The sequence below is a fragment of the Kaistia hirudinis genome (genome assembly GCF_014196455.1).
Classification (GTDB): domain Bacteria; phylum Pseudomonadota; class Alphaproteobacteria; order Rhizobiales; family Kaistiaceae; genus Kaistia; species Kaistia hirudinis.
On sequence record NZ_JACIDS010000001.1, the window covers coordinates 310169 to 330086 of the forward strand.

The following is a 19918-nucleotide window of genomic DNA, read 5'->3' on the forward strand; positions in this document are numbered from 1 at the left end:
ATATTCTTCATCCGGTTCAAATTCGACGCCAATTCGTCTGAAGCTCTTGCCATTTCCTATGACAATGCAGCGAAACAAGGAGAGGCGGCGGGAGTTGCTCGACCTCGCCGGGTCGCTGGCGCCCCGGCAGGGATACAATTCGACCGGACTTCGCGACGTCCGGCTCCTCAGGACGGAAGCTGTTCTGACGGATGTCCCCGTCCTCTACAAAGCCGGTGCGGTCTTCGTGTTGCAGGGCCGAAAGCAGGGCGTGCTGGGTGGCGAAGCCTATGTTTACGATGAAGACCACTACCTCGCGGTGGCGGTCCCCGCTCCCTTCCGCATGGAGTCTGCAGCGAGCCCTGAAAAGCCGCTTCTGGCTGTTTATGTCGAGTTCGACATGACTCTCGTTGCGGAGATCGTGTCAGCACTCGAAAGCCAGCAAACAAACATCGCGACCCAGGCAAAGAGCCTGATATCCAGCCGGATGGAGCCTGAGATTGAAGATGTCGTCCTGCGCTTATTGAAGGCGCTCATGAGCCCTGCGGAAACGACGGTACTTGGAAAAAGCATCCTGCGGGAACTGCATTACCGGATCCTCGTCGGTCCACAGGGATCAGCAATGGTCGCCGCGCTAAGCCAGAAGGGGATGTCCGGACGGACTACGCAAAGTCTCGCCCGCCTGAGCGAAAGCTTCTGCTCCGAGATTTCGATAGCGGCTCTAGCCGGTGATGCAGGTATGAGCGTCCCTTCCTATCACGCGCATTTCAAGGCGCTGACGGGAACCAGTCCGATGCAGTATGTGAAAGCGATGCGCCTTCATCAGGCGAGGGTCCTGCTGGCCCGGCAAGACCGAACAATCGCCGAAGTCGCCCTCTCGGTAGGCTATGTCAGTCCCGCCCAGTTCAGCCGTGACTTCAAACGACATTTCCGCCGTACGGCAGCGGAAGAGGTGAGATGGGTTCGCCAACATCTCGGCGAGATACGCTCCGACCAATGAAGCCAAGTCAGCCGTTGGCGTATTGCGGCCATCCCTGTGAGCATGGCGGATTTCAAACTTCGCAACTGCGGCATGGTCGAGGCGCGGCCTCAACAGCGCTAGCCCCCGAGATCCCGCCAAATGATATTGAAGGCTGTCCCCCAAGCCGGCCTAGGCCTCGGGGTTGAGGTTGAGGGCCGCCCTGGCAGTCGCGAGAGGCTGCTCGAACCATCCGACGGCGTTACGCACCCGATTGAGATCCAGATGCGCTGCGCCGGTAACAATCGAACTTGAGCCTTATCCCGCCGTTACGCTGCAGCAGGCGCACGAATTCTATGCCAACGCTGGCGCTTCTAGTCGCTCAGCGAACTCAAACCTCCATGTGCGGCGGAGTTCGGCCGCTTTGTGCCGGCGGTTGTCTGACGCCTCCGAACGTTGCAGGTTTGGCATCGGAATTGGTCGCCCGTTGTCGTCGAGAGCAACAGCGTCTCTTTTCGTCGTCCTCAAGACGTCGCATCTCGTTGCAGGCGCACTGTCCGTCGCGACGAAATCACCCTTTATGATCTTATCTTGAGCCCCGAAGGCCCGTTACCCGAATTTTGGACTTCCAGTGATCGAAGAACATCCGTCAGCACGTCAGGCCGGGTTCTTCTTCAACATCGTGCCGCCTATCGCTATTGCACTCTGCTCGTCGGCGGCAAACCGTACGGAGAAGCCGAGCGCGTTGCTGACCGCAGTCGCCGCGGTCCGGGTGGCGCTGTTGAACGGGGAGGCGCCCTCGATCACGATCAGCCCGAGGCAATACTGCCTCATTCGGTCCTTTATCCGCTTGAAGAAGAGTGCTTTTCCCTTTCGCTCCTCGGGTGTCTCGTGATCGTGATCATGCGCGGCATGATCGGCAATCAGCACGAACGGTTCCTGTCTATTCAGTAGAGCTTCGAGTTGGGCGTTTCTCTCAAATACCTCGCCGACGGAAGAGTTCTTCTCCTCGTGCTCACGCAGGAAGACGAGGGGAAACTGGGAAACGTCCAGGAGCATTATTGTTGCCTTTCGTTGATGTGCGACAATTCAGTGTGACCGCCGGCCCGAAGCGTCGTCGTTTGGTCGCTCGCGCTCACCCAGATCTACCGCGAGTAACTGCTGGCTGGCGTCGGGGCGGTCCTAAGGTTTCGGATAGCTTCGGCCCCTCTGCGGCGCTCTCAATAAAGGTTCTTCTTGTAGTCCTTGGCCATCTCACGCTCGACAAGACCGGGAACGGACATGGCGAGGCCAGCAAGCTTGGCTCCGACGCCCTTGCTCAATTTCAAATGGCCTGCGGCGATCCTGCCGGCGTTCAAGCCCGGCGGCGCGCTGGCTGCCGGCCAAGCGTTCGCGCGCGCCAGGGCCTGGCTTTCCCGCCGATCGATGCTGATGTCGGTGACCACTGTCACAAGTTCAGGCACCTTGTCGTTGACGGAGAACTTCTCGCGCTCTGCAAGCTCATCCGTGATACGGGCCGTACCCCTGACGATCATCAGGTGAAATGAGCCAGGAACGACCAAGGCTGCGGCGACGCGCGGTTGATCAACGATGTTGCGGAAGCTGTCTGTCCGACGATTGCCCGGTCGGTCGGCAAACCGGAGCGAGGCATGGTCCAACTGGACCATCAAGCCGGCGGGATCCCCCTTTGGGCTCAAATCGGCGTGCGCGTGCGGATCGCACGTCGCCAGCCCTATGAAGCGGCAATGCTCCGCGAAGCGTTCTGGAGCGTGGCGATCATGATTGTCCGGCGTGTGCGACCAAAAATCTGACCGGATCAACGCCTTGCCGCAGTGAATATAGCATTCCTCGACGGTGACCCAGACTTCGGAACCCTCGCTTGCGATGACCCGGCCATTGACCCGCATCAATTCGTTGAGGGATGGCACCATGAAGATCGATCCGAATGCGGAGCCGGGCACCAAGAGCTCTGGAGGATCCAGCGCGTCGACTGGCAACCGAAGCGTGGCGTTGTCGCCTCCCGCCCAGCCTGCAGCCCCACCACCGAGCAGAATGTCGATGTCGTCTCCAGTCGCGATCGATGCGATCATGATGGTGGATGCGGCAAGCCAGGACTTCGCTCCGGCGTCGAGTTGGTGAATGGTCTTCGCCAACACGATTCCTGGTGGAGCACCAAAGCGTGCTTCAAGTTGCTTGCGACTCGTAAGGTCAGTCATTTTCTTAAGCCTGATAGGAATGTCGCCAGAACGTCAGTATATCCTCGCGCAGAAGGTTACTAATTCTTGCCGGTGGCAGAGGTCTGTACGCCTTGTAAGTCTTTCAGCACCTCATTCGCCCATTCCTTGCCAAGCTGGATGGCGTCGTCTTGGCTTGAGGCATCGTACCTGCCGAATGGTCCATGGCGTTTGGCGCCATGCGCGCGAAGCAACTCATCAACCACATCGCTGCCGCGCGAGTAATTGTCATAGCTACTGTCCCCCAGACCGAACATCGCATAGCGAAGTCCACGAAGGTCGGGTTTCGCATCCATGAGCGCTGTTGCGAAAGGCACAGCGCCGCTCGGCAGTTCACCCTCACCATGGGTCGAGCACACAACAAGATGAAAGTCGTCACGCGAGAGTTCGGCCGGATCAACGTCGCTCATATCGCGTATAAATACTGTATATCGGCCGTTGATCGCTTCTGCGATCTCAAAAGAGATCAGTTCGGCATTGCCACTTTCAGTTCCAAAAAGGATCATGATATTCATTTCAAATAATCGTTTGCGAGTAGATGCGAACCGGTAGCCGCTTCGGCGACCGTGTGAATGAGTTCGATGTCCGCAAGTTTTCGTCGAACGCGCTTTTCAGCGGCGCGAGCCCGTTCGAACCGGTCGATCCGGCGCCATCCGGCGAAGTCAGTCGTGCGTCCGCTTGGGAGGGCGCTGCGGCCTGGGCGGGGGCTGGCGATCAACCCTTCGCGCAGATCCCGCGTGATTTCCGAGGCAAGCTGCTTTGCCAGGGTCCGTTGCAGCGGGATGGTGCCTTGTGGGCCCGTTTTCAGCCATCCGGTCAGGTAAACGCGGGAAGGAAGTGCACTACGCGGCTGGGGCTCGAAACCGATGGCCGTGACGACCGTACCGACTGCAATGTCCTTGGTTTCGCCGGAACGGCTACGGATGCGAAGACCTTCGACCCGCTTCTCTCCTAAGACGCGTTCGACGTCGCATTCCATGTGGAGATTGATGGCGAGGTCCGTTGGTCCGTCTCGTTCGACAAGAAGAGTGCGGAGAGCGTCGACCGCCAATGACTGCCCGGCCTCGACGTCTCCAGTCAGCAGTCGGAATTCTGGCCGTTGCAGGCTACCGAGTTCACGGAGCATGGCGGCGTCCCAACGTGCCTGTACCGCGCTTGACCGTGCAATCAGATGTATTTCCATGACCGGCTTCGGGAGGATGTGCCCCAGAACCGCGTCGTCCATATCGGACCCGTGCCACTCGTCCGTCCCCTTCGACAAGAGTCGAAGAAGGTCGATGGCCACGTTCCCGGCTCCGACGATCGCCACGTGCGGCGAAACCACAGGCGGGTCTGCAAACGCTTCCGGATGCGAGTTCAAAGCTCGGGTCAACCGCCCGGCACCTAAGATGCCTTCAAGCGTGTCCCCCTCGACGCCGAGATGCCGATCTTGAGGAGTGCCGGTCGCTAGAACAACGATATCGAATATCTCGGTCAGCTGGTCGAGATGAAAGTCTCGGCCAAGTTCGAGGCCTCCGATGAAGGCAACATTAGTGCTGTGAAACAGCCGCTCGAACTGCTGCTGAACCGCCTTAGTGCCCTGATGGTCGGCAGCGACGCCATAGCGTAACAAGCCGAAGGGAGTCGGGAGGCGGTCGACGACCGTGATCTTGGCGAAAGGGAGTTTCTTCCGAAGTGCCTGGGCGGCATAGCAGCCCGCCGGGCCGGCTCCGACAATGACGATCGACAGAGTACTCGTGAGGCTTCCGCCAACGGGATCAACGGCGGCAGAACGCTCTTCATAGTCTTCACGCGTTGCTTCGGCCATTGTCGTCGCTTTCCTCGCGGGTCCTTTGAAGCCGTGCCGAGGTCGTTCGACCATCGGCTGACCACACGAGGATATAGACAAAGCGGGAGTGGCGGCATTACGAAGTAGCGACAGATTATTATCGTATCACGCCAAAGCGAAGAGTTGTTGATGCCTCTCCTTCGCCATCCTTCGCCAGAACCCGGTTGGGTCGACCCCGACGATGTGCCCCGCCCAGTCGTAACCTACGGCATCGCCGCCGAAGCGTTGGGCAGCTTCGAATTGGACCCGCACCAGCATGCCAAGAGCCAGCTCATTCTCGTTCAACGTGGGGCGCTGAGCTGCGCGACAGAAAACGGGTTGTGGATCGTGCCGCCGCGTAGTGCGATCTGGATACCGGGCGGCACCGTTCACGCGATCAAAGTGACGGGCGAACTGGAGGGCTACGGCGCCTTTGTCGCTCTTGCGGATGGCACCATCTTGCCGGCGAAATGTTGTTCGATCGCGGTGACTCCGCTCCTGCGGGAGTTGTTGATCCGAGCAGCAAGTTTGCCGCTTCTCTATGAAGAGGGCGGTGCGAACTCTCGTATGCTGGCGGTTCTGCTCGATGAACTCGCATCTGCCAAGATCGACGCACTGCACCTCCCGATGCCGACTGATCCTCGGTTGCGCAGGATCATCGACGTAATCATGGAGACGCCGGCCGATCGGGGAACGCTGGATGAATGGGCCAGGCGAACCGGCATGAGCGGACGAACGCTGGAACGGTTGATGAGCCGAGAGACTGGGATGAGTTTCGGGCGCTGGCGTCAGCAGCTTGCCGTTATGCTCGCAGTGAAATGGTTGGCGGGCGGCGCTTCAATCCAACAGGTCGCGGCGAACCTCGGCTACGAGAGCGTGCCCAGCTTCGCAACGATGTTTAAGAAGGCGGCCGGCATCTCGCCGGGGCGATACATGGCGGAGCGATGATTGGGCTCGGGGACACCGAGATTGGGTGTTTCATGAAGCCTGAGGCGGCGCATGCAGCGACGACGATTTGGGCGTGAGTTCAGGATCGAGGCTGTTCGCCTGATCAGGGAAAGCGGGGTGAGCGTCGCTCAGGCGCCTTGTGATCCGGAGGTCTATGAGAACGTGTTGTGCGGATGGGTGAAGGCGTTTGCCGGCGATCCAGGGCAAGCCGTTGTCGGGCAGGGTCAGATGAAGCCCGAGCAGCTGGAGATCGAGCGGCAGCGGCGTCAGGTGGCCAAGCTGAACGCGGAGCGCGACATCCCAAAAAAGGGCCGCAGCCCACTTGCGAGGGAAGGGCTACCAAGTTCGCCTTCATCGCGAGGCACCGGAGCATCTGGCCGGTGGCATGGCTTTGCGAAGCGCTGGATGTCACCCGCTTCGGGTTCCATGCTTGGCTGACGCGCTCGCCGAGCCAGCGCTCCGTGAACGACGAGGTGGTTGGCACCAAGGTCTATGCGCGCTTCAAGGCCAGCGACCGAACCTGTGGCGCTCGCCGAGTCTGGCGCGATGTCCGGATGACAGCCCAACTCGTCACCGACGCGCTCGTCATGGCGATCTGGCGGCGCGGCAAGCCCGATGCGCAGCTGCATCACTCGGATCAGGACAGCCAATAGACCAGCCAGCACTCCCAGGAATTACTGGCCGAGAACGGGGTCACTTGCTCGATGAGCGGATCCGGCAACGTCTGGGACAGTGCCGCGATGGAGAGATTCTTCTCATGCCCGAAAGCCGAACGGATCAGGGGCGAGATTTACCGGACCCGTGACGCGGCCAGGGCCGATGAGTTCGACTGCATTGGACGGGTCCACAACACGGTCCGCCGCCACTCGACCACCGGCGATCTCGGCCCGGTCCGAGTTCGAAAATGACGCCGGGTGAGAACAATTGTTTGCTTGGACTTCTGTCGATAGCTGTCAGTCTGTAATGATCGTAGCCGTCTTCATCAGTGACGGTCTTCGCCGATACTGCTCGCGAGACGAGCCGCGAAGCTACGGCAATGCTGTTCACGCCTGTATTGATACCGTCAGAGGATCATCTATGGCGGAGGCTGCCCGTTCCGCCCGTTCAGTCCAACTCCTGGACGTCGCCGCCCGATACAGTGAGCACCTGCCCGCTGATCCAGTTCGATGCCGGAGCGCACAAGAAGAGGGCGGCATTGGCGATGTCTTCAGGTTGACCCAGGCGTCCAAGTGGCGTGTGTCGCAACATCGCCAACTCTGTCTCCGGGGTGAGGACTTTCGCCAACGCGTCCGTCCTGACAGCGCCTGGTGCGATGGCGTTGACCCGAATGCCCAGGGGGCCAAGGTCGAATGCCATGTTCCGCGTCAGGTGATTCACCGCAGCCTTCGACGAGCCGTACGAGGTCATGCGCGCGTTCTTGTTCTCTCCCGCCATCGAGGAAATGTTCAGGATGGCGCCGTGGCCTGCCTCGCTCATATGTGGTGCTACCAACTGCGACAGCCGGAACAGCGAGAAGACGTTAAGCTCGAACGCCCGACGGAAATCGTGCATGGGCATGCCAAAGGGCTTGGGTCCCCCGCCGCCCGCGTTGTTGACCAACACCGTTAGGCTGCCAAACGAGCCGACCGCCGCCTGCACCGCGGCCCCAAGATCGCTGTCGTTGGTGACGTCGCAACCGATGGCAATCGCGCGGCCTCCGGCCTCGAGGATTTCTGAAGCGACGCTTCCGGCCCGGCCGTCGTCAATGTCGCTCACCGCTACGGCCGCCCCGGCCGCGGCGAATGTCAGCGCGATAGATCGTCCGATCCCGGCGGCCGCGCCGGTGACCAGTGCTACTTCGCCATCCAATCGGAAGAGCCGTTGATCTGGCATTGAAAGCTCCGTCGAAGACGTTCAGCTAGTTCGGACTCGATTTCAGATACTCGGCCATCGCTCGAAATGCGGGCAGGGAGGTCGGATCGATGAGGGGATTCTCCGCCCGAGGGTAGGATGCAAAGCGTACCAGCACCATGTCGGCCGATGGGTCCACGTAGATCGTCTGCCCATGGACACCTCTGGCCGCGAAAACGCCTTCCTGGCCAGGGTAGATCCACCACATGCTGCTGTAACGGCCACCCAGCAACGCCGGATAGTTGGTGCCGAACTTGCTCGCGTCGCCGCCTTCGCGGATGCTCCGAACGGCCTCGGCCGGAAACAGCCGCTCGCCCCCCACGACACCTTCATTGAGCATCAAGAGCCCAAGGCGTCCCAGGTCGCGAAGTCCTGCACTCAGTCCGCCTCCTGCGAACGGCACGCCGGTTCCGTCTACCGTCATGTAGGCGTCCTGCTCGGCACCTATCGGCTGCCACAGTCGCTCCGACGCCAATTCGGTCACTGACTTGCCGGAGACGCGCGACACGATCCAACCCAGCATATCGGCGTCGATCGTCTTGTAGTGGAATGCAGCCCCGTGTTGGCCCTGCGCTTCTACCGTGGGAAGATAGTCCCAGTATCCAGAAGGTCCTTGGAAGTGCTCTGCCTTCGGAAGTGGGCTCACGGCTGCGGAATACCGCCAGATGTCCGCATCGGGATCGGAATAGTCCTCTGAGAATTTGAGCCCGGTCGTCATGTTCATGACCTGACGGACGGTTGCCGATCCGTATCCCTTCCCCTTGACCTCGGGGATAATGTCGGACACGAGCGCGGAATCGTTCAGCTTTCCCTCGGCGACCAGGATTGAAGCGAGAAGTCCTGTCACAGATTTCGTCATCGACATTGCGGCATGCTTCCCGTCAGGGTTCAGGCAGCCGAGATATCGTTCATAGACGACGCGCCCCTTGTGAAGGATCAGCAGACCATCCGTATAGTTAGCGTAGAGTGACTCCTCCCAGGTCATCGTCTTGTCGCTGTCGATCGGCTTGAACGTCAGCGCGTCGATCGCCTGTCGCTCGTTCGCGAATTGATAGGGCGGAGGATATTCCAGGGGACGTGGCGCGCCGAGGCCGCGACTGATCTCCTCCGTCGGCAGAAGCTCGCGCAGATGGCAGACCGACCAGCGGAGTTTTGGAAAACTGAAATAAACCGACTCAGGTTGTGTGATGATCCGGTCGCGGGGAGGCGGAAACCCCTTCATCCAGCCCATGACGGCAGGATCCGACTCCTGCGCCGAGAGAGGGGCCGTTTGCGCGGCAGCCGGTACTGCAAGCAGCGACACGGCTGCAAGGCCGGCGCCAAGTGCGGTCGGGGAGGCCACAAATCGCCGGAGAACAGAGCGCAAAACTGTCATGGGCGCACCTGAGAGCTCGTGGGACGGGCATTACACTCATCGCCAATCGTCTCGGAGACGGTATGGCGCTAGCGCATCGGTCGCCGTCCGGTTCGAACCCACAGTTGGTCTAGGCACCGAGCTGGTACGGCTGCGCTTTCTCGATCAATTCTCTGCCTTGGCCGAAGCAATCGGGATGCGTCAGAGACGCTCGAGCTGTTTTAGCTTTCCCGTGATTTGCTCACTTACGATGAGTTTTCTAGCATATTTGCCAACCGGGCGTGCGTCTAAAAACGCCCCGATTGGCAGCCGGCGTTCGCATCGACGTTAGCGCTCGTCGTCTTCGCTCCTGCGCTCGCTGATGCGAGTTCCGTGCCCGACGAAGCCTGCCGATATATCCGGCAGTATGCATGCCAGGGCGTACGGCCTGCTCCTGACTGCTAAGTAGTCTAGTGATGTATATATTTCACATAATCTGTAATGAAAGAAAATTAATCGTAAAAAGTTCACGCGATCAGGTAATTTATGGTATCTAAGATGGTGTGCTTGCCTGAGAGATATTACTCTCATCTGGATATGGAATTCTTGGGGTGGAGAAGTATTAGCGTGGGAGTGAGAGCCTCGGCTGTATCGCCAGAGGTCACGACATCGACGCCGACGTCGTCACGATCGCGCGGCCGGTAGCGGTGCCGAGCCGACGAGGCTCAGCGTTCGCAGCACTTCGCGGGGTGCGGGCTTGCGCCAGACGGTCTGGAAGCACTCGACGACATTCTCGGCCGTAACGGCGAGGCCGGGGAGGGCGACCCAGTCCGGCGTCAGGCGGCCGAGCAGGGCGCTGACGGTGACGGAGGCGGCCGTTTCGCCCTGACGGAAGGGTTGCTGGGCGGCGATCGCGACCAGCGAACGGGTTGCGGCGAGGCCGATGGCGGCATTCTGACCGAGATCCACCGTCACCATCGGAATCTTGCGGCCTAGCGTCGCGAGGACGCCGGCAGCCGCGATCGAGGGCGTGTCCCAGACCACGAAGAGGCCGGCGAGATCCGGGTGATCCTCGAACAGACTGCGCGTAACGCGGCCCGCCTCCGCGAGGGACGGAAAACGGCGGACGCGCAGTTGCACATCCGGACGGTTGATCCGCATCCATTTCACGAAGGCGATCTCGCGCTCATTGGTCGCGAAGAAATCGGCCTCATAGCCGAGCACGCCGACTTCGCTTCCATCAGGCACATGCGGCGACAGGCATTCGGCCGCGATCTTGCCGAGGCCAAAATTATCGGCCGAGACGAGCGAGGTGTAATCCTTGCCGGGCAGAAGGCCTGTCGGCACGTTGTCAAGCAGCACCAGCTTGATGCCGGCTGCGGCGACGCGGGCGTGGGCGGCGGCAACCTTGGCGTTGGCGACGGGCAGCGAAATGATTGCGTCGGGGGCCTCCGCGATCAGCCGGTCGAGCGCTTCGATCTGGACCTCGGGCGTGAAGGCGCAGTCGACGACGTCGATAACGGCGACGCCGCAATCGCCGAGCATGCCGATAAGGCCGGAGAGCTGCTGCTTGGTCCAGTCGCTCGCCAGTGTATGCAAAACGATCGCGACGCGCAGGCCGCGCGCCCGCGCCCGGGCCATATCCTCCGGCAGCAGCAGAACCCGTTCGGGGGCCGACGCGCGCTCTCCATGCGGGCCGAGTCCAGAAATCGCCATTCCATCCTCCTCACGCACCCGGCGGCCGGACCGTGCGCTCCTCCGTGGCTCTCCTCCGCGCGATATCGTCCTTCATCCGCTGGAACAGAGGATGCGCCTGCGGCCGGCCGGCCATGATCCAGTCTCGCAGGATCGACGGCGCGAACAGTCCTTCCGCCGCGACAATGGCCGCGCCCACGAGGCCGGCCGAACTGCCCATCTGGGAGCGGATGACTTGCAGGTCGCGGCTCACCATGGGGTGGCAGGCGCCATAGATTGCCTCGCGCGCTGAGGCGAGCAGGATGTCGTTGGTCTGCGCGATCGAGCCGGAAAGAACGATCAGGGCTGGATTCAGCATATTGGCCAGCGTCGCGACCACCTGGCCGATCAGCCGGCCGCTCTGCGAGAGAATCTCGATCGCCGCCGCATCGCCGATCTGCGCCGCCTGCGCCACTTCGAGCGCCGTGATCTCGCCGCCGCGGCGCAGGTGCTCGGCGAGGATCGGGCTGGTGCCGCGCTCGGCGGCAAGCCGGCCTTCCTGCGCGATATGGTCCGAGCCCGCCATCGCCTCGAGCGTGCCGACGCCACCGGCCGATGACACCGGGACGGAGCCGATGAGGCCGACCGCGCCTTGGGCGCCGCGAAACAGCCGGCCGTCGCTGCCGAGACCCGCGCCGATGCGCTTGCCGACCTTCACGAACAGCATCGTTCGATGGCCGCTTCCGGCCCCGGCATGGAGTTCGCCCATCGTCATCGTCTCGACGCTGGAGCGCAGCCACACCGGGGCATCGAAGGCTTCGACCAGCGTCTCAACGAGCGGGAAGCTATCCCAGCCGGGCAGGACCACGGGCGTGGTGCCCAGGAACAGTGCCTCGCCGCCATCGGGCACGGCTCCCGGCACGGAAATCGAGATGCCGTAGAGCGGCGGATTGCCCTGCCGCTCCAAGATCCAGCGGAACAGCGTGATCAGCCGCTCGGCAAGGGCGGCAACTGGCTGGGTGAGCTCGCTCGCCTCGTGATGCTCCATGAGCAGGGCGCCGCCGAGATCGGCGATTCCGACGCCGAGCGCCGTCTGGTCAAGTGTCGCGACGAGGATCCGGCCGCGATCGGCGCTGAAGCGCACCAGGCGGGGCGCCCGGCCGCCGGTTGCCGCGCCCAGTTCGCTCTCGTCCACGAGCCCGAGCTCGGAGAGCGTGCCGAGCCGATCGGCGACGACCGCGCGTCCGAGCTCGCTCTGGCGCTCGATCTCCTGGCGTGTGGTCGCCTGCTCGGAACGGACCAGATTGAGGATTTCGACGAGGCTCGGGGAGGCTGTCTCGGATACGCGCGGACGGCCTTTCCGGCGCGGACGGGCAGCGGCTTCCGCAATGGCCGTCCTCGACATGTCTCGTCCTCTCTGGCGCCGTCGCGATCGCCTCTTTCATAAGGCTGCCCGTTTCGACTGGCAACGTCGCTCTTATGTCGTAAATCTGCAAAAGATACGGCACATATGGTCTTAAATGATTGACATCGATTTTTTAGCGCCCTAAGAGGTCGTTAAGGATCGCGGCAAGCACTGGGAGGAGATGCCGATGTCGAGCTTCAAGCTCGCCTATCATGCGAATTGCTGGGGAAGCCTCGGCGGAGACGCGGTCGGCGTCACGTCGATCACGAACCTCGCCTATCGCACCTTCGGCGACATACGCCGCGCCTTCGCCGACATCGCCACGGCCGGGTATGAGGGCGTCGAGCTTTTCGACGGCAATCTGCTCGATTTCAGCGCTGCCGAGATGCGCGGCCTGCTCGCGGATAACGGGCTTACGCTCGTCGCGACCTATGCCGGCGGCAATTTCATTTTCGACGATATCCTGCCCGAAGAGCTGGCCCGCATCGTCCGCGCGGCGGACCGGGCTGCCGAGCTTGGCGCGCCGCATCTCGTTGTCGGTGGCGGCGCCAAGCGCTTCGACGGCATCCGCGAGGCAGACTATCCGCGGCTTGCCGCGGCGCTCGACCGCGTGAAGGAGATCGCAGAGGCGCGCGGCCTCACCGCCCATTACCACCCGCATCTTTCGACCATCGTCGAAGGGCCGGCCGAAGTGCGCAAGATCTTCGCCCTGACCGGCATCGACTTCTGCCCGGACACGGCGCACCTCGCCGCGGCCGGCGGCGATCCGGCTGCGCTGATCCGCGAGCATGCGGCGCGCATCTCCTACGTGCATCTCAAGGGCTTCCAGAAGGAGCCCTTCGCCTTCACCCCCCTCGACCGTGGCGATGTGCCGACGGACTCGATCATCGCTGCGCTGCGCGAAATCGGCTTCGAGGGCTGGGTGTGCACCGAACTCGATTCCTGGGCCGACCCGCTGGAGGGCGCGAAGGCCAGCAGGAGCTATCTCGAATCGGCCTGAAGGCCGCGACCGGGGCGCAGCCCCAATTCCGGGAGGATTGACGATGATCTCCAGACGAACCCTGTTGGGCTCGGCCGCCGCGCTGACGCTCGCTCTCGCCTATGCCGGCCCGGCGCTCGCCGATCCGGATCAGGCCCTCGCCGACCTGCAGAAGACGGTTCTGTCGAAGGGCCCCTCGGGCGAGGCGCCGTCGCCGGCGTCGAGCGTCGTGCTGACGGATGACGAACTCGCCAGGATCAAGGGCATGAACGCGACGGCCGCCATCGTCATGCATTACGGTGGCAATGACTGGTCGCGCGCCCAGATCAACGGCCTGCAGAAGCAGTTCGCCGATATGGGCATCAAGGTGCTCGCTGTCACCGATGCCGGCTTCAAGCCCGAGAAGCAGGTCTCCGACATCGAGACGATCATGGCGCAGAAGCCGAACATCATCGTCTCGATCCCGACCGACCCGACCGCGACCGCCGCCGCGTACAAGGCTGCCGCTGCCGCTGGAACCAAGCTCGTCTTCATGGACAACGTGCCGACGGGTTTCGTGGCCGGCAAGGACTATGTGTCCGTGGTTTCGGCCGACAATTACGGCAACGGCGTCGCCTCGGCGCACCTGATGGCCAAGGCGCTCGGCGGCAAGGGCGATATCGGCGTCATATTCCACGCGGCCGACTTCTTCGTCACCAAGCAGCGCTACGACGCCTTCAAGGCGACGATCGCCTCCGACTATCCGGACATCAAGATCGTTGCGGAGCAGGGCATCGGCGGTCCGGATTTCTCGGGCGATGCAGAGAAGGCCGCCTCGGCCATCCTCACCTCCAACCCGAACGTCAAGGGCATCTGGGCGGTCTGGGACGTTCCGGCCGAGGGCGTGATCTCGGCGGCGCGCGTCGCCGGCCGCGACGACCTCGTCATCACCACGATCGACCTCGGAGAAAACGTCGCGATCTCCATGGCGCAGAACGGCTTCGTGAAGGGCCTCGGCGCGCAGCGTCCCTATGATGCCGGCGTCGTGGAAGCGAAGCTCGCCGGTTACGGCCTGCTCGGCAAGGAGGCCCCGGCCTTCGTCGCGCTGCCGGCCCTCCCGGTCACGCGGGACACGCTGCTCGATGGCTGGAAGGCGGTCTATTCGACCGACGCGACCGACAACATCAAGAAGAGCCTCGGCCAGTAAGGCCGGGAAGCACGGGGCGCTGCGCGCGCCCCGTGCGACAGGACCAAGGCCCGACCCGCGCCAACCTCCGGCCTCGGCCGGCGGACGAAGGCTGCTCGCCGAAGCCGCTCGCTCTCAGGAGAAAACCGATGACCAAAGTGATGAACGTCGCCATGATCGGCGGCGGGTTCATGGGCAAGGCGCATGCGATGGCCTATGCCTCGATGCCGATGTTCTTCTGGCCGGCCCCGGCCATTCCCCACCGCAAGGTCGTTGTCGACGTGAGCGATGGTATGGCCGAGGAAGCGCGCCGCCGCTTCGGCTTCGAGGAGGCGTCCTCGGACTGGCGCGCCGTCGTCAACCGCCCGGATATCGACGTCGTCGACATCTGCACGCCCAACAATGTGCATGCGGAGATCGCCATTGCAGCGGCCAAGGCCGGCAAGCACATCATCTGCGAGAAGCCGCTCTCCCGCACGGTGGAAGAGGCGCGGGCGATGGTCGAGGCGGTCGAGGCCGCCGGCGTCATCCATATGGTCGCCTTCAACTATCGCCGCACGCCTGCCGTGGCGCTTGCCAAGAAGTTCATCGAGGAGGGCCGGATCGGCCGCATCCTGAACTTCCGCGGCACCTATCTCCAGGACTGGTCCGCCGATCCCGACTCGCCGCTCTCCTGGCGCTTCCAGAAGAAGATCGCCGGCTCCGGTTCCGTGGGCGACATCGGCACGCATGTCGTCGATCTCGCCCATTACCTGGTCGGGCCGATCGCCGAGGTGATCGCCATGACGCCGACCTACAACAAGACCCGCCCGCTGCAGCAGGGCGGCGTCGACAAGCTGGGCGCGGCCGAGAAGTCCGCCGATGCCGAGCGCGGCGAGGTCGATGTGGACGACGAGCTCGTTTCGATGCTGCGGTTCAAGGGCGGCGCCATCGGCAGCCTCGAGGCGACCCGCAATGCCTATGGCCGCAACAACTTCATCACGCTGGAAATCCACGGCACCAAGGGCTCGATCCACTTCAACTACGAGCGCCGCGACGAGCTGCAGGTGATGTTCGCCGACGATCCGGCGGATGCGCGCGGCTTCCGCACCATCTACACCGGGCCGGCGCATCCCTATGGTGCCGGCCTCTGGCCGATACCGGGCCTCGGCATCGGCTATTCGGAGACCAAGATCGTCGAGTGCTATGACTTCTTCTCCGCCATCGCGAAGAAGCAGCAGCCGAGCCCGAATTTCGCCGACGGCCTGCTGACCGAACTCGTCGCCGACGCGTTCCTGCGCTCGGGTCAGAGCGGCGTCTGGGAGAAGGTTGGATGAGTGCCACTGCCGCCGCCGTTCGCATGACAGGCATCTCCAAGGCCTTCGGGGGCGTGCGCGCGCTGGATGGCGTGAGCCTCGAAGTGCTTCCGGGCGAGGTCCATGCGCTGCTCGGCGGCAATGGCGCCGGCAAGTCGACGATCCTCAAGATCCTGAACGGGGTCCATCGCCCCGATCAGGGGACGATCGAGGTCGGTGGCGTGCCGCTGACGACGCATACGCCGGAGGCCTCGCGGGCCGCCGGCATTGCCATGAACTATCAGGAGATGAGCCTGGTCCCGACCCTGACGGTGGCCCAGAACATCTTCCTGACGCGCGAATGGCGCGACGGCGCCGGCCTGATCGACGACGAGGAGGCTGAGCGCCGCGCTGCCGAGATCTTCGCGATGCTTGAGGTCTTCGTGGATCCGAAGGCGCTCGTCGCCGATCTCGGGGCCGGCCAGAAGCAGCTGACCGAGATCGCCAAGGCGATTTCGCAGGATGCGAAGGTGCTCGTGCTCGACGAGCCCTCGACGGCGCTCGCCGTGTCCGACGTCGAGCGGCTGTTCGTCTTCCTGCGCAAGCTGAAGGCGAAGGGCGTCGCGATCATCTATGTCAGCCATCGCATGGACGAGATCGCGCGCATTGCCGACCGCGCGACCATCCTGCGCGACGGCCGCCATGTCATCACGGCGCCGCTGTCGGAGCTGCCGATCGATACGATGATCGAACACATCGTCGGCAGGCGCTCCAAAGGCCTGTCCGACGTGGAGCGGACGCAGGCCGCGAAGGGCGAGGTGCTGCTCCAGCTGAAGGACGTCAGCGGCGTCCACAAGCCTGAACACGTTTCGCTGACGCTGCATCGCGGCGAGGTGCTCGGCCTCGCCGGCCTGCTCGGCTCCGGCCGCTCGTCGCTGGCGCGCGTCATGGCCGGGATCGAGCCGATCGCCGCCGGCGAGATCTCGATCAAGGGTCGCAGCATCGTCATCCGCAAGCCCAGCGACGCGATCGCGGCTGGCGTCGCGCTCGTGCCGGAAGCGCGGGCGACCCAGGGCATCATTCCGGCTCACTCCGTCGCCTCCAACATGATCCTCGCCGTCATCGGCCGTCTGTCCAAAGCGGGCTTTGTCGAAACGAAAGCGGCGAACGATCTGACCGATGCGCAGATTGCGCGGCTCAAGGTGAAGACGGCCAGCCGCGAGCACGCGGTCGCCACGCTTTCCGGCGGCAACCAGCAGAAGGTGGTGATCGGCAAGTGGCTCGCCACCGATCCGGACATCCTCATTCTCGACGAGCCGACGGCCGGCATCGACATCGGCTCCAAGTCCGAGATCATCCGCCTGGTGCGCGATCTGGCCGCGGCGGGGAAGGGGATCATCATGATCTCGTCCGAGCTATCGGAACTGCTGACCGCCTGCGACCGCATTCTCGTCATGGCGGATGGGCGCGTGCACCAGGACCTGCCGCGCGAGGCGCTGGACGATCCGGACGTTCCCGTCGACGACCAGGCGCATCGTCTTCAGGCGGCCGAGCAGCGGCTGCAGATCGAAATCCAGAAGGCCCTTGCGGTTCAGGAGATCTAAATGGCTAGCGCCTTCTTCGCCAACTGGCGTCAGAACATCATCTATATCGGCTTCGTGGTCATCTTCATCGTCTTCGCGGCGACGCTGGCCGACAAGGGGTTCCTCAACCCCAATAATCTGCTCAATATCGTCCGGCAGACAGCGATGATTGCGGTGATGGCCATCGCCATGACCTTCGTGCTGTCGGCCGGTGAGATCGACCTCTCGGTCGGCGCGGTCGCCGGCCTCTCCACCGTCACCGTCGCCATGGCGATCGCCGTGGGCGGGCCGTTCGTCGGCGTGATCGCCGGCCTCGCTACGGGCCTTGCCGTCGGCATGTTCAATGGCTGGCTGACGACGCGCATCGGCATTCCGTCCTTCCTGACCACGCTCGCGATGATGGGCATCGCCAAGGGTGTCGCGATGTGGATCTCCGCGACGGCGGCCGTGCCGATCCTTTCGCCCGGCTATTCCTGGCTGTTCGGCGGCGGCAATGTCGGACCCGTGCCGGTCCTGCTGCTGTGGATGGTGATCCTGGGTGCGATCGGCCACATCGTGCTGCGCCGGACCGGTTTCGGCCGGCGGGTGCTGGCGACCGGCGGCGGCGAGACCGCGGCCCGCTATTCGGGCATCGATACCAAGGCGATCAAGTTCAAGGTGCTCGTCATTTCGTCCTGCGCCGCGGCGCTGGCCGGGATGCTCTATGCGGGCCGCCTGCAGTCCGGCCGCTTCCAGCTCGGCGAAGGCGACGAGCTTTCGGTCATCGCGGCGGCGGTTCTGGGCGGCACGAGCCTGTTCGGCGGCCGCGGAACTGTGATCGGGACCATTGTCGGCGCGCTGATGATCGGCCTCATCAACAACGGCCTGATCCTGATGGGGCTCGAATTCAGCCAGCAGCTGATCGCTCGTGGCGGGATCATCATTCTCGCCGTGGCGCTCAGCCAGAAGCGAGCCTGACCGAGGATCGCGGCGGGCTCAGCCTTTTACGGCGCCCGCCGTCATCGAGCGGCCGATCTGGCGATACATGACGAGGCCGAGCAGCAGCGGCGGCAGTGTCGCGAGGATCATGACCGCTGCTGCGACGCCCCAGCGCACGCCGCCGCCGGAGGCAGCGAAGAAGAAGGATGCGCCGACCGAGATCGGCGTCGCCCTGCTCGTGGTCAGCATCAGGCCGAACAGGAACTCGTTCCAGGAATAGATGAAGGCGAGCACCGACGAGGCCGCCACCACATTGAGCGACATCGGCAGCACGACATGCAGGATCAGCCTGAACGTGCCGGCGCCATCGACCCGGGCCGCCTCCTCGATCTCGATCGGGAGTTCGGCGATCGCCGAGGTGAACAGTACCAGCACCAGCGGCACGTTGATGAGGCAGAAGATCAGCGACAGTCCGAGCCGCGTGTCGAGCAGGCCGACCTGCTGGTACATGAGATAGATCGGGATCGCGAAGATGATCAGCGGCACGGCGCGCAGATTGACCGCGAGCGGCAGCAGCCAGCGCCGCCCGGTGCCGAAGCGCGCCATCGCATAGGCGGCGGGGAAGGCGAGGGCGATGGCGAGCGCCGAGCCGAGCGTCGAGGCGACGAGGCTGTTCATCAGGAAGTGCAGGATGTCGAAGCGATCAGCCATGCCGAAGATGGCGGCATAGTTGTCGAGCGTCGGGTTCTCGATCACCAGCGAAGCGTTGGACGAGATCTCCGCCTCGCTCTTCAGCGAGGTCACCAGCGTCGCGATCACCGGGAAGTTGAGAATGAGGACGGCGAGGCCGAACACCAGCCAGCGCAGTGCCTGAATCGCCGGACGTCTCATGTCGCGACCTTCCGGGCGGTGAAGTGGTTGATGATCCAGAGCACGACGAAGGAGGCCGCCAGCAGCAGCATCGAGGCGGCGACGGCGAGACCGATATCGCCCACCTTGAAGAAGGCCTGGTAGATATAAATGCTCATCGAGGTGGTGGAGCCGCCGGCCCCTGAGCCGACCAGCGTGTAGAGATTGTCGAACACGCGGAAGGAATCGATGAAGCGGATGAAGGCGGTGATGCCGATCGCCGGCAGCATTAGCGGCAGGTCGACATTGAGGAACAGGCGAAGCCCTGTTGCCCCGTCAAGCGACGCTGCCTCGCGGACATCGGGCGAGATCGCCGCATAGGCCGAGTGCAGGATCAGCAGCGCGAAGGGCGTCCACTGCAGCGTCTCGATCACGACGAGCGTGGTGAAGACCCACTGGCGACCGAGAAAGGCGGGGAAGTCGCCATACCATTCGAGCAGGTAATAGGGCACGGCGCCGACGAATTCGTGCAGGATCAGCCGGTACATCAGGCCCACCAGCGCGGGCGCCACCATCATCGGCAGCATCAGCAGGGCGATGAGCCAGGGCCGCGCCGCAAAGAGCGGCGCGAGGAAGATTGCGAGGATCAGGCCGACCACCACCTGGATGGAGGCGACGATCAGGCCGAAGCGCAGCGAGAACCAAGCCGCGCCCCAGAATTCGGGATCCGCCAGCGCCTTGGCGTAGTTGCCGAGCCCGGTGATCTCCGGCGCGCGGATATTCTCGAAGCCGACGCGCGAGACCGAATAGACGAGATCGACTACCAGCGGGAAGCCGAGCAGCGCGATCAGGAAGGCGGTGAGGGGAGCGAGGAGGACGCGCCCTTCGAAGATGGTCTGCCGCTCCATGCGGTGTCGTCCTC

Annotated in this window: 17 protein-coding genes and 1 pseudogene; 8 read left to right on the forward strand and 10 right to left on the reverse strand. The window is 63.2% G+C overall.

Annotated features, from left to right (window positions below; genetic code table 11):
- The first annotated feature begins 58 nt into the window (after positions 1 to 58).
- Complete coding sequence (locus GGR25_RS01455) at positions 59 to 979, forward strand: AraC family transcriptional regulator (RefSeq protein ID WP_183396948.1); 921 nt, start codon at positions 59 to 61, stop codon at positions 977 to 979.
- Between the two features lie 615 nt (positions 980 to 1594).
- Here the strand turns inward: GGR25_RS01455 and GGR25_RS01460 are convergent.
- The 4 genes from GGR25_RS01460 to GGR25_RS01475 all read right to left on the reverse strand — a co-directional run bounded on the left by GGR25_RS01460 (position 1595) and on the right by GGR25_RS01475 (position 4978).
- Positions 1595 to 1996, reverse strand: coding sequence for a hypothetical protein (locus tag GGR25_RS01460; protein WP_183396949.1), 402 nt, complete (start codon positions 1994 to 1996; stop codon positions 1595 to 1597).
- Between the two features lie 161 nt (positions 1997 to 2157).
- On the reverse strand, positions 2158 to 3090 hold the full coding sequence (locus tag GGR25_RS01465) for a pyridoxamine 5'-phosphate oxidase family protein (protein ID WP_183396950.1): 933 nt from the start codon (positions 3088 to 3090) through the stop codon (positions 2158 to 2160).
- Between the two features lie 122 nt (positions 3091 to 3212).
- Positions 3213 to 3686 (reverse strand): flavodoxin domain-containing protein, encoded by a 474-nt coding sequence (locus GGR25_RS01470; RefSeq protein WP_183396951.1) that lies wholly within the window; start codon positions 3684 to 3686, stop codon positions 3213 to 3215.
- A complete protein-coding gene (locus GGR25_RS01475) occupies positions 3683 to 4978 on the reverse strand; it encodes an FAD-dependent oxidoreductase (protein ID WP_183396952.1) in 1296 nt (431 codons plus the stop codon). Before GGR25_RS01475 ends, GGR25_RS01470 begins: the two co-directional genes overlap by 4 nt.
- A gap of 150 nt (positions 4979 to 5128) precedes the next feature.
- Here GGR25_RS01475 and GGR25_RS01480 point away from each other — a divergent pair, with 150 nt between their 5' ends.
- Both GGR25_RS01480 and GGR25_RS01485 read left to right on the forward strand, forming a co-directional pair.
- Entirely contained in the window at positions 5129 to 5926 is a 798-nt protein-coding gene (locus GGR25_RS01480) for an AraC family transcriptional regulator (RefSeq protein WP_183396953.1), read from the forward strand.
- A 51-nt stretch (positions 5927 to 5977) separates the two neighbouring features.
- A pseudogene (locus tag GGR25_RS01485) lies at positions 5978 to 6834 on the forward strand (DDE-type integrase/transposase/recombinase).
- A 196-nt stretch (positions 6835 to 7030) separates the two neighbouring features.
- Here the strand turns inward: GGR25_RS01485 and hdhA are convergent.
- The 4 genes from hdhA to GGR25_RS01505 all read right to left on the reverse strand — a co-directional run bounded on the left by hdhA (position 7031) and on the right by GGR25_RS01505 (position 12228).
- Positions 7031 to 7798 carry a 7-alpha-hydroxysteroid dehydrogenase gene (hdhA, locus tag GGR25_RS01490; protein ID WP_183396954.1) on the reverse strand — a complete coding sequence of 256 codons (768 nt, stop codon included), beginning with the start codon at positions 7796 to 7798 and terminating at the stop codon, positions 7031 to 7033.
- Between the two features lie 25 nt (positions 7799 to 7823).
- A complete protein-coding gene (locus GGR25_RS01495) occupies positions 7824 to 9047 on the reverse strand; it encodes a serine hydrolase domain-containing protein (protein WP_183396955.1) in 1224 nt (407 codons plus the stop codon).
- A 786-nt stretch (positions 9048 to 9833) separates the two neighbouring features.
- Positions 9834 to 10865, reverse strand: coding sequence for a substrate-binding domain-containing protein (locus GGR25_RS01500; protein ID WP_183396956.1), 1032 nt, complete (start codon positions 10863 to 10865; stop codon positions 9834 to 9836).
- Between the two features lie 10 nt (positions 10866 to 10875).
- On the reverse strand, positions 10876 to 12228 hold the full coding sequence (locus tag GGR25_RS01505) for an ROK family protein (protein WP_183396957.1): 1353 nt from the start codon (positions 12226 to 12228) through the stop codon (positions 10876 to 10878).
- A 187-nt stretch (positions 12229 to 12415) separates the two neighbouring features.
- Here GGR25_RS01505 and GGR25_RS01510 point away from each other — a divergent pair, with 187 nt between their 5' ends.
- From GGR25_RS01510 to GGR25_RS01530, 5 genes are all read left to right on the forward strand, one after another.
- On the forward strand, positions 12416 to 13228 hold the full coding sequence (locus GGR25_RS01510) for a sugar phosphate isomerase/epimerase family protein (RefSeq protein WP_183396958.1): 813 nt from the start codon (positions 12416 to 12418) through the stop codon (positions 13226 to 13228).
- 43 nt (positions 13229 to 13271) lie between these two features.
- Positions 13272 to 14393, forward strand: coding sequence for a substrate-binding domain-containing protein (locus tag GGR25_RS01515; protein WP_183396959.1), 1122 nt, complete (start codon positions 13272 to 13274; stop codon positions 14391 to 14393).
- Positions 14394 to 14521: 128 nt separating this feature from the next.
- Positions 14522 to 15688: a levoglucosan dehydrogenase gene (locus GGR25_RS01520; protein ID WP_183396960.1), complete on the forward strand. Its 1167-nt coding sequence runs from the start codon at positions 14522 to 14524 to the stop codon at positions 15686 to 15688.
- The gene (locus GGR25_RS01525; protein ID WP_183396961.1) at positions 15685 to 17250 is read left to right on the forward strand and encodes a sugar ABC transporter ATP-binding protein; all 1566 of its coding nucleotides are present in this window, start codon (positions 15685 to 15687) and stop codon (positions 17248 to 17250) included. The genes GGR25_RS01520 and GGR25_RS01525 overlap by 4 nt, the downstream gene beginning before the upstream one ends.
- The gene (locus GGR25_RS01530; protein ID WP_183396962.1) at positions 17251 to 18186 is read left to right on the forward strand and encodes an ABC transporter permease; all 936 of its coding nucleotides are present in this window, start codon (positions 17251 to 17253) and stop codon (positions 18184 to 18186) included.
- Positions 18187 to 18204: 18 nt separating this feature from the next.
- Here GGR25_RS01530 and GGR25_RS01535 read toward each other — a convergent pair whose 3' ends face one another.
- Both GGR25_RS01535 and GGR25_RS01540 read right to left on the reverse strand, forming a co-directional pair.
- Positions 18205 to 19038: a carbohydrate ABC transporter permease gene (locus tag GGR25_RS01535; protein ID WP_183396963.1), complete on the reverse strand. Its 834-nt coding sequence runs from the start codon at positions 19036 to 19038 to the stop codon at positions 18205 to 18207.
- Entirely contained in the window at positions 19035 to 19904 is an 870-nt protein-coding gene (locus tag GGR25_RS01540; RefSeq protein ID WP_183396964.1) for a carbohydrate ABC transporter permease, read from the reverse strand. The genes GGR25_RS01535 and GGR25_RS01540 overlap by 4 nt, the downstream gene beginning before the upstream one ends.
- Positions 19905 to 19918 lie beyond the last annotated feature (14 nt).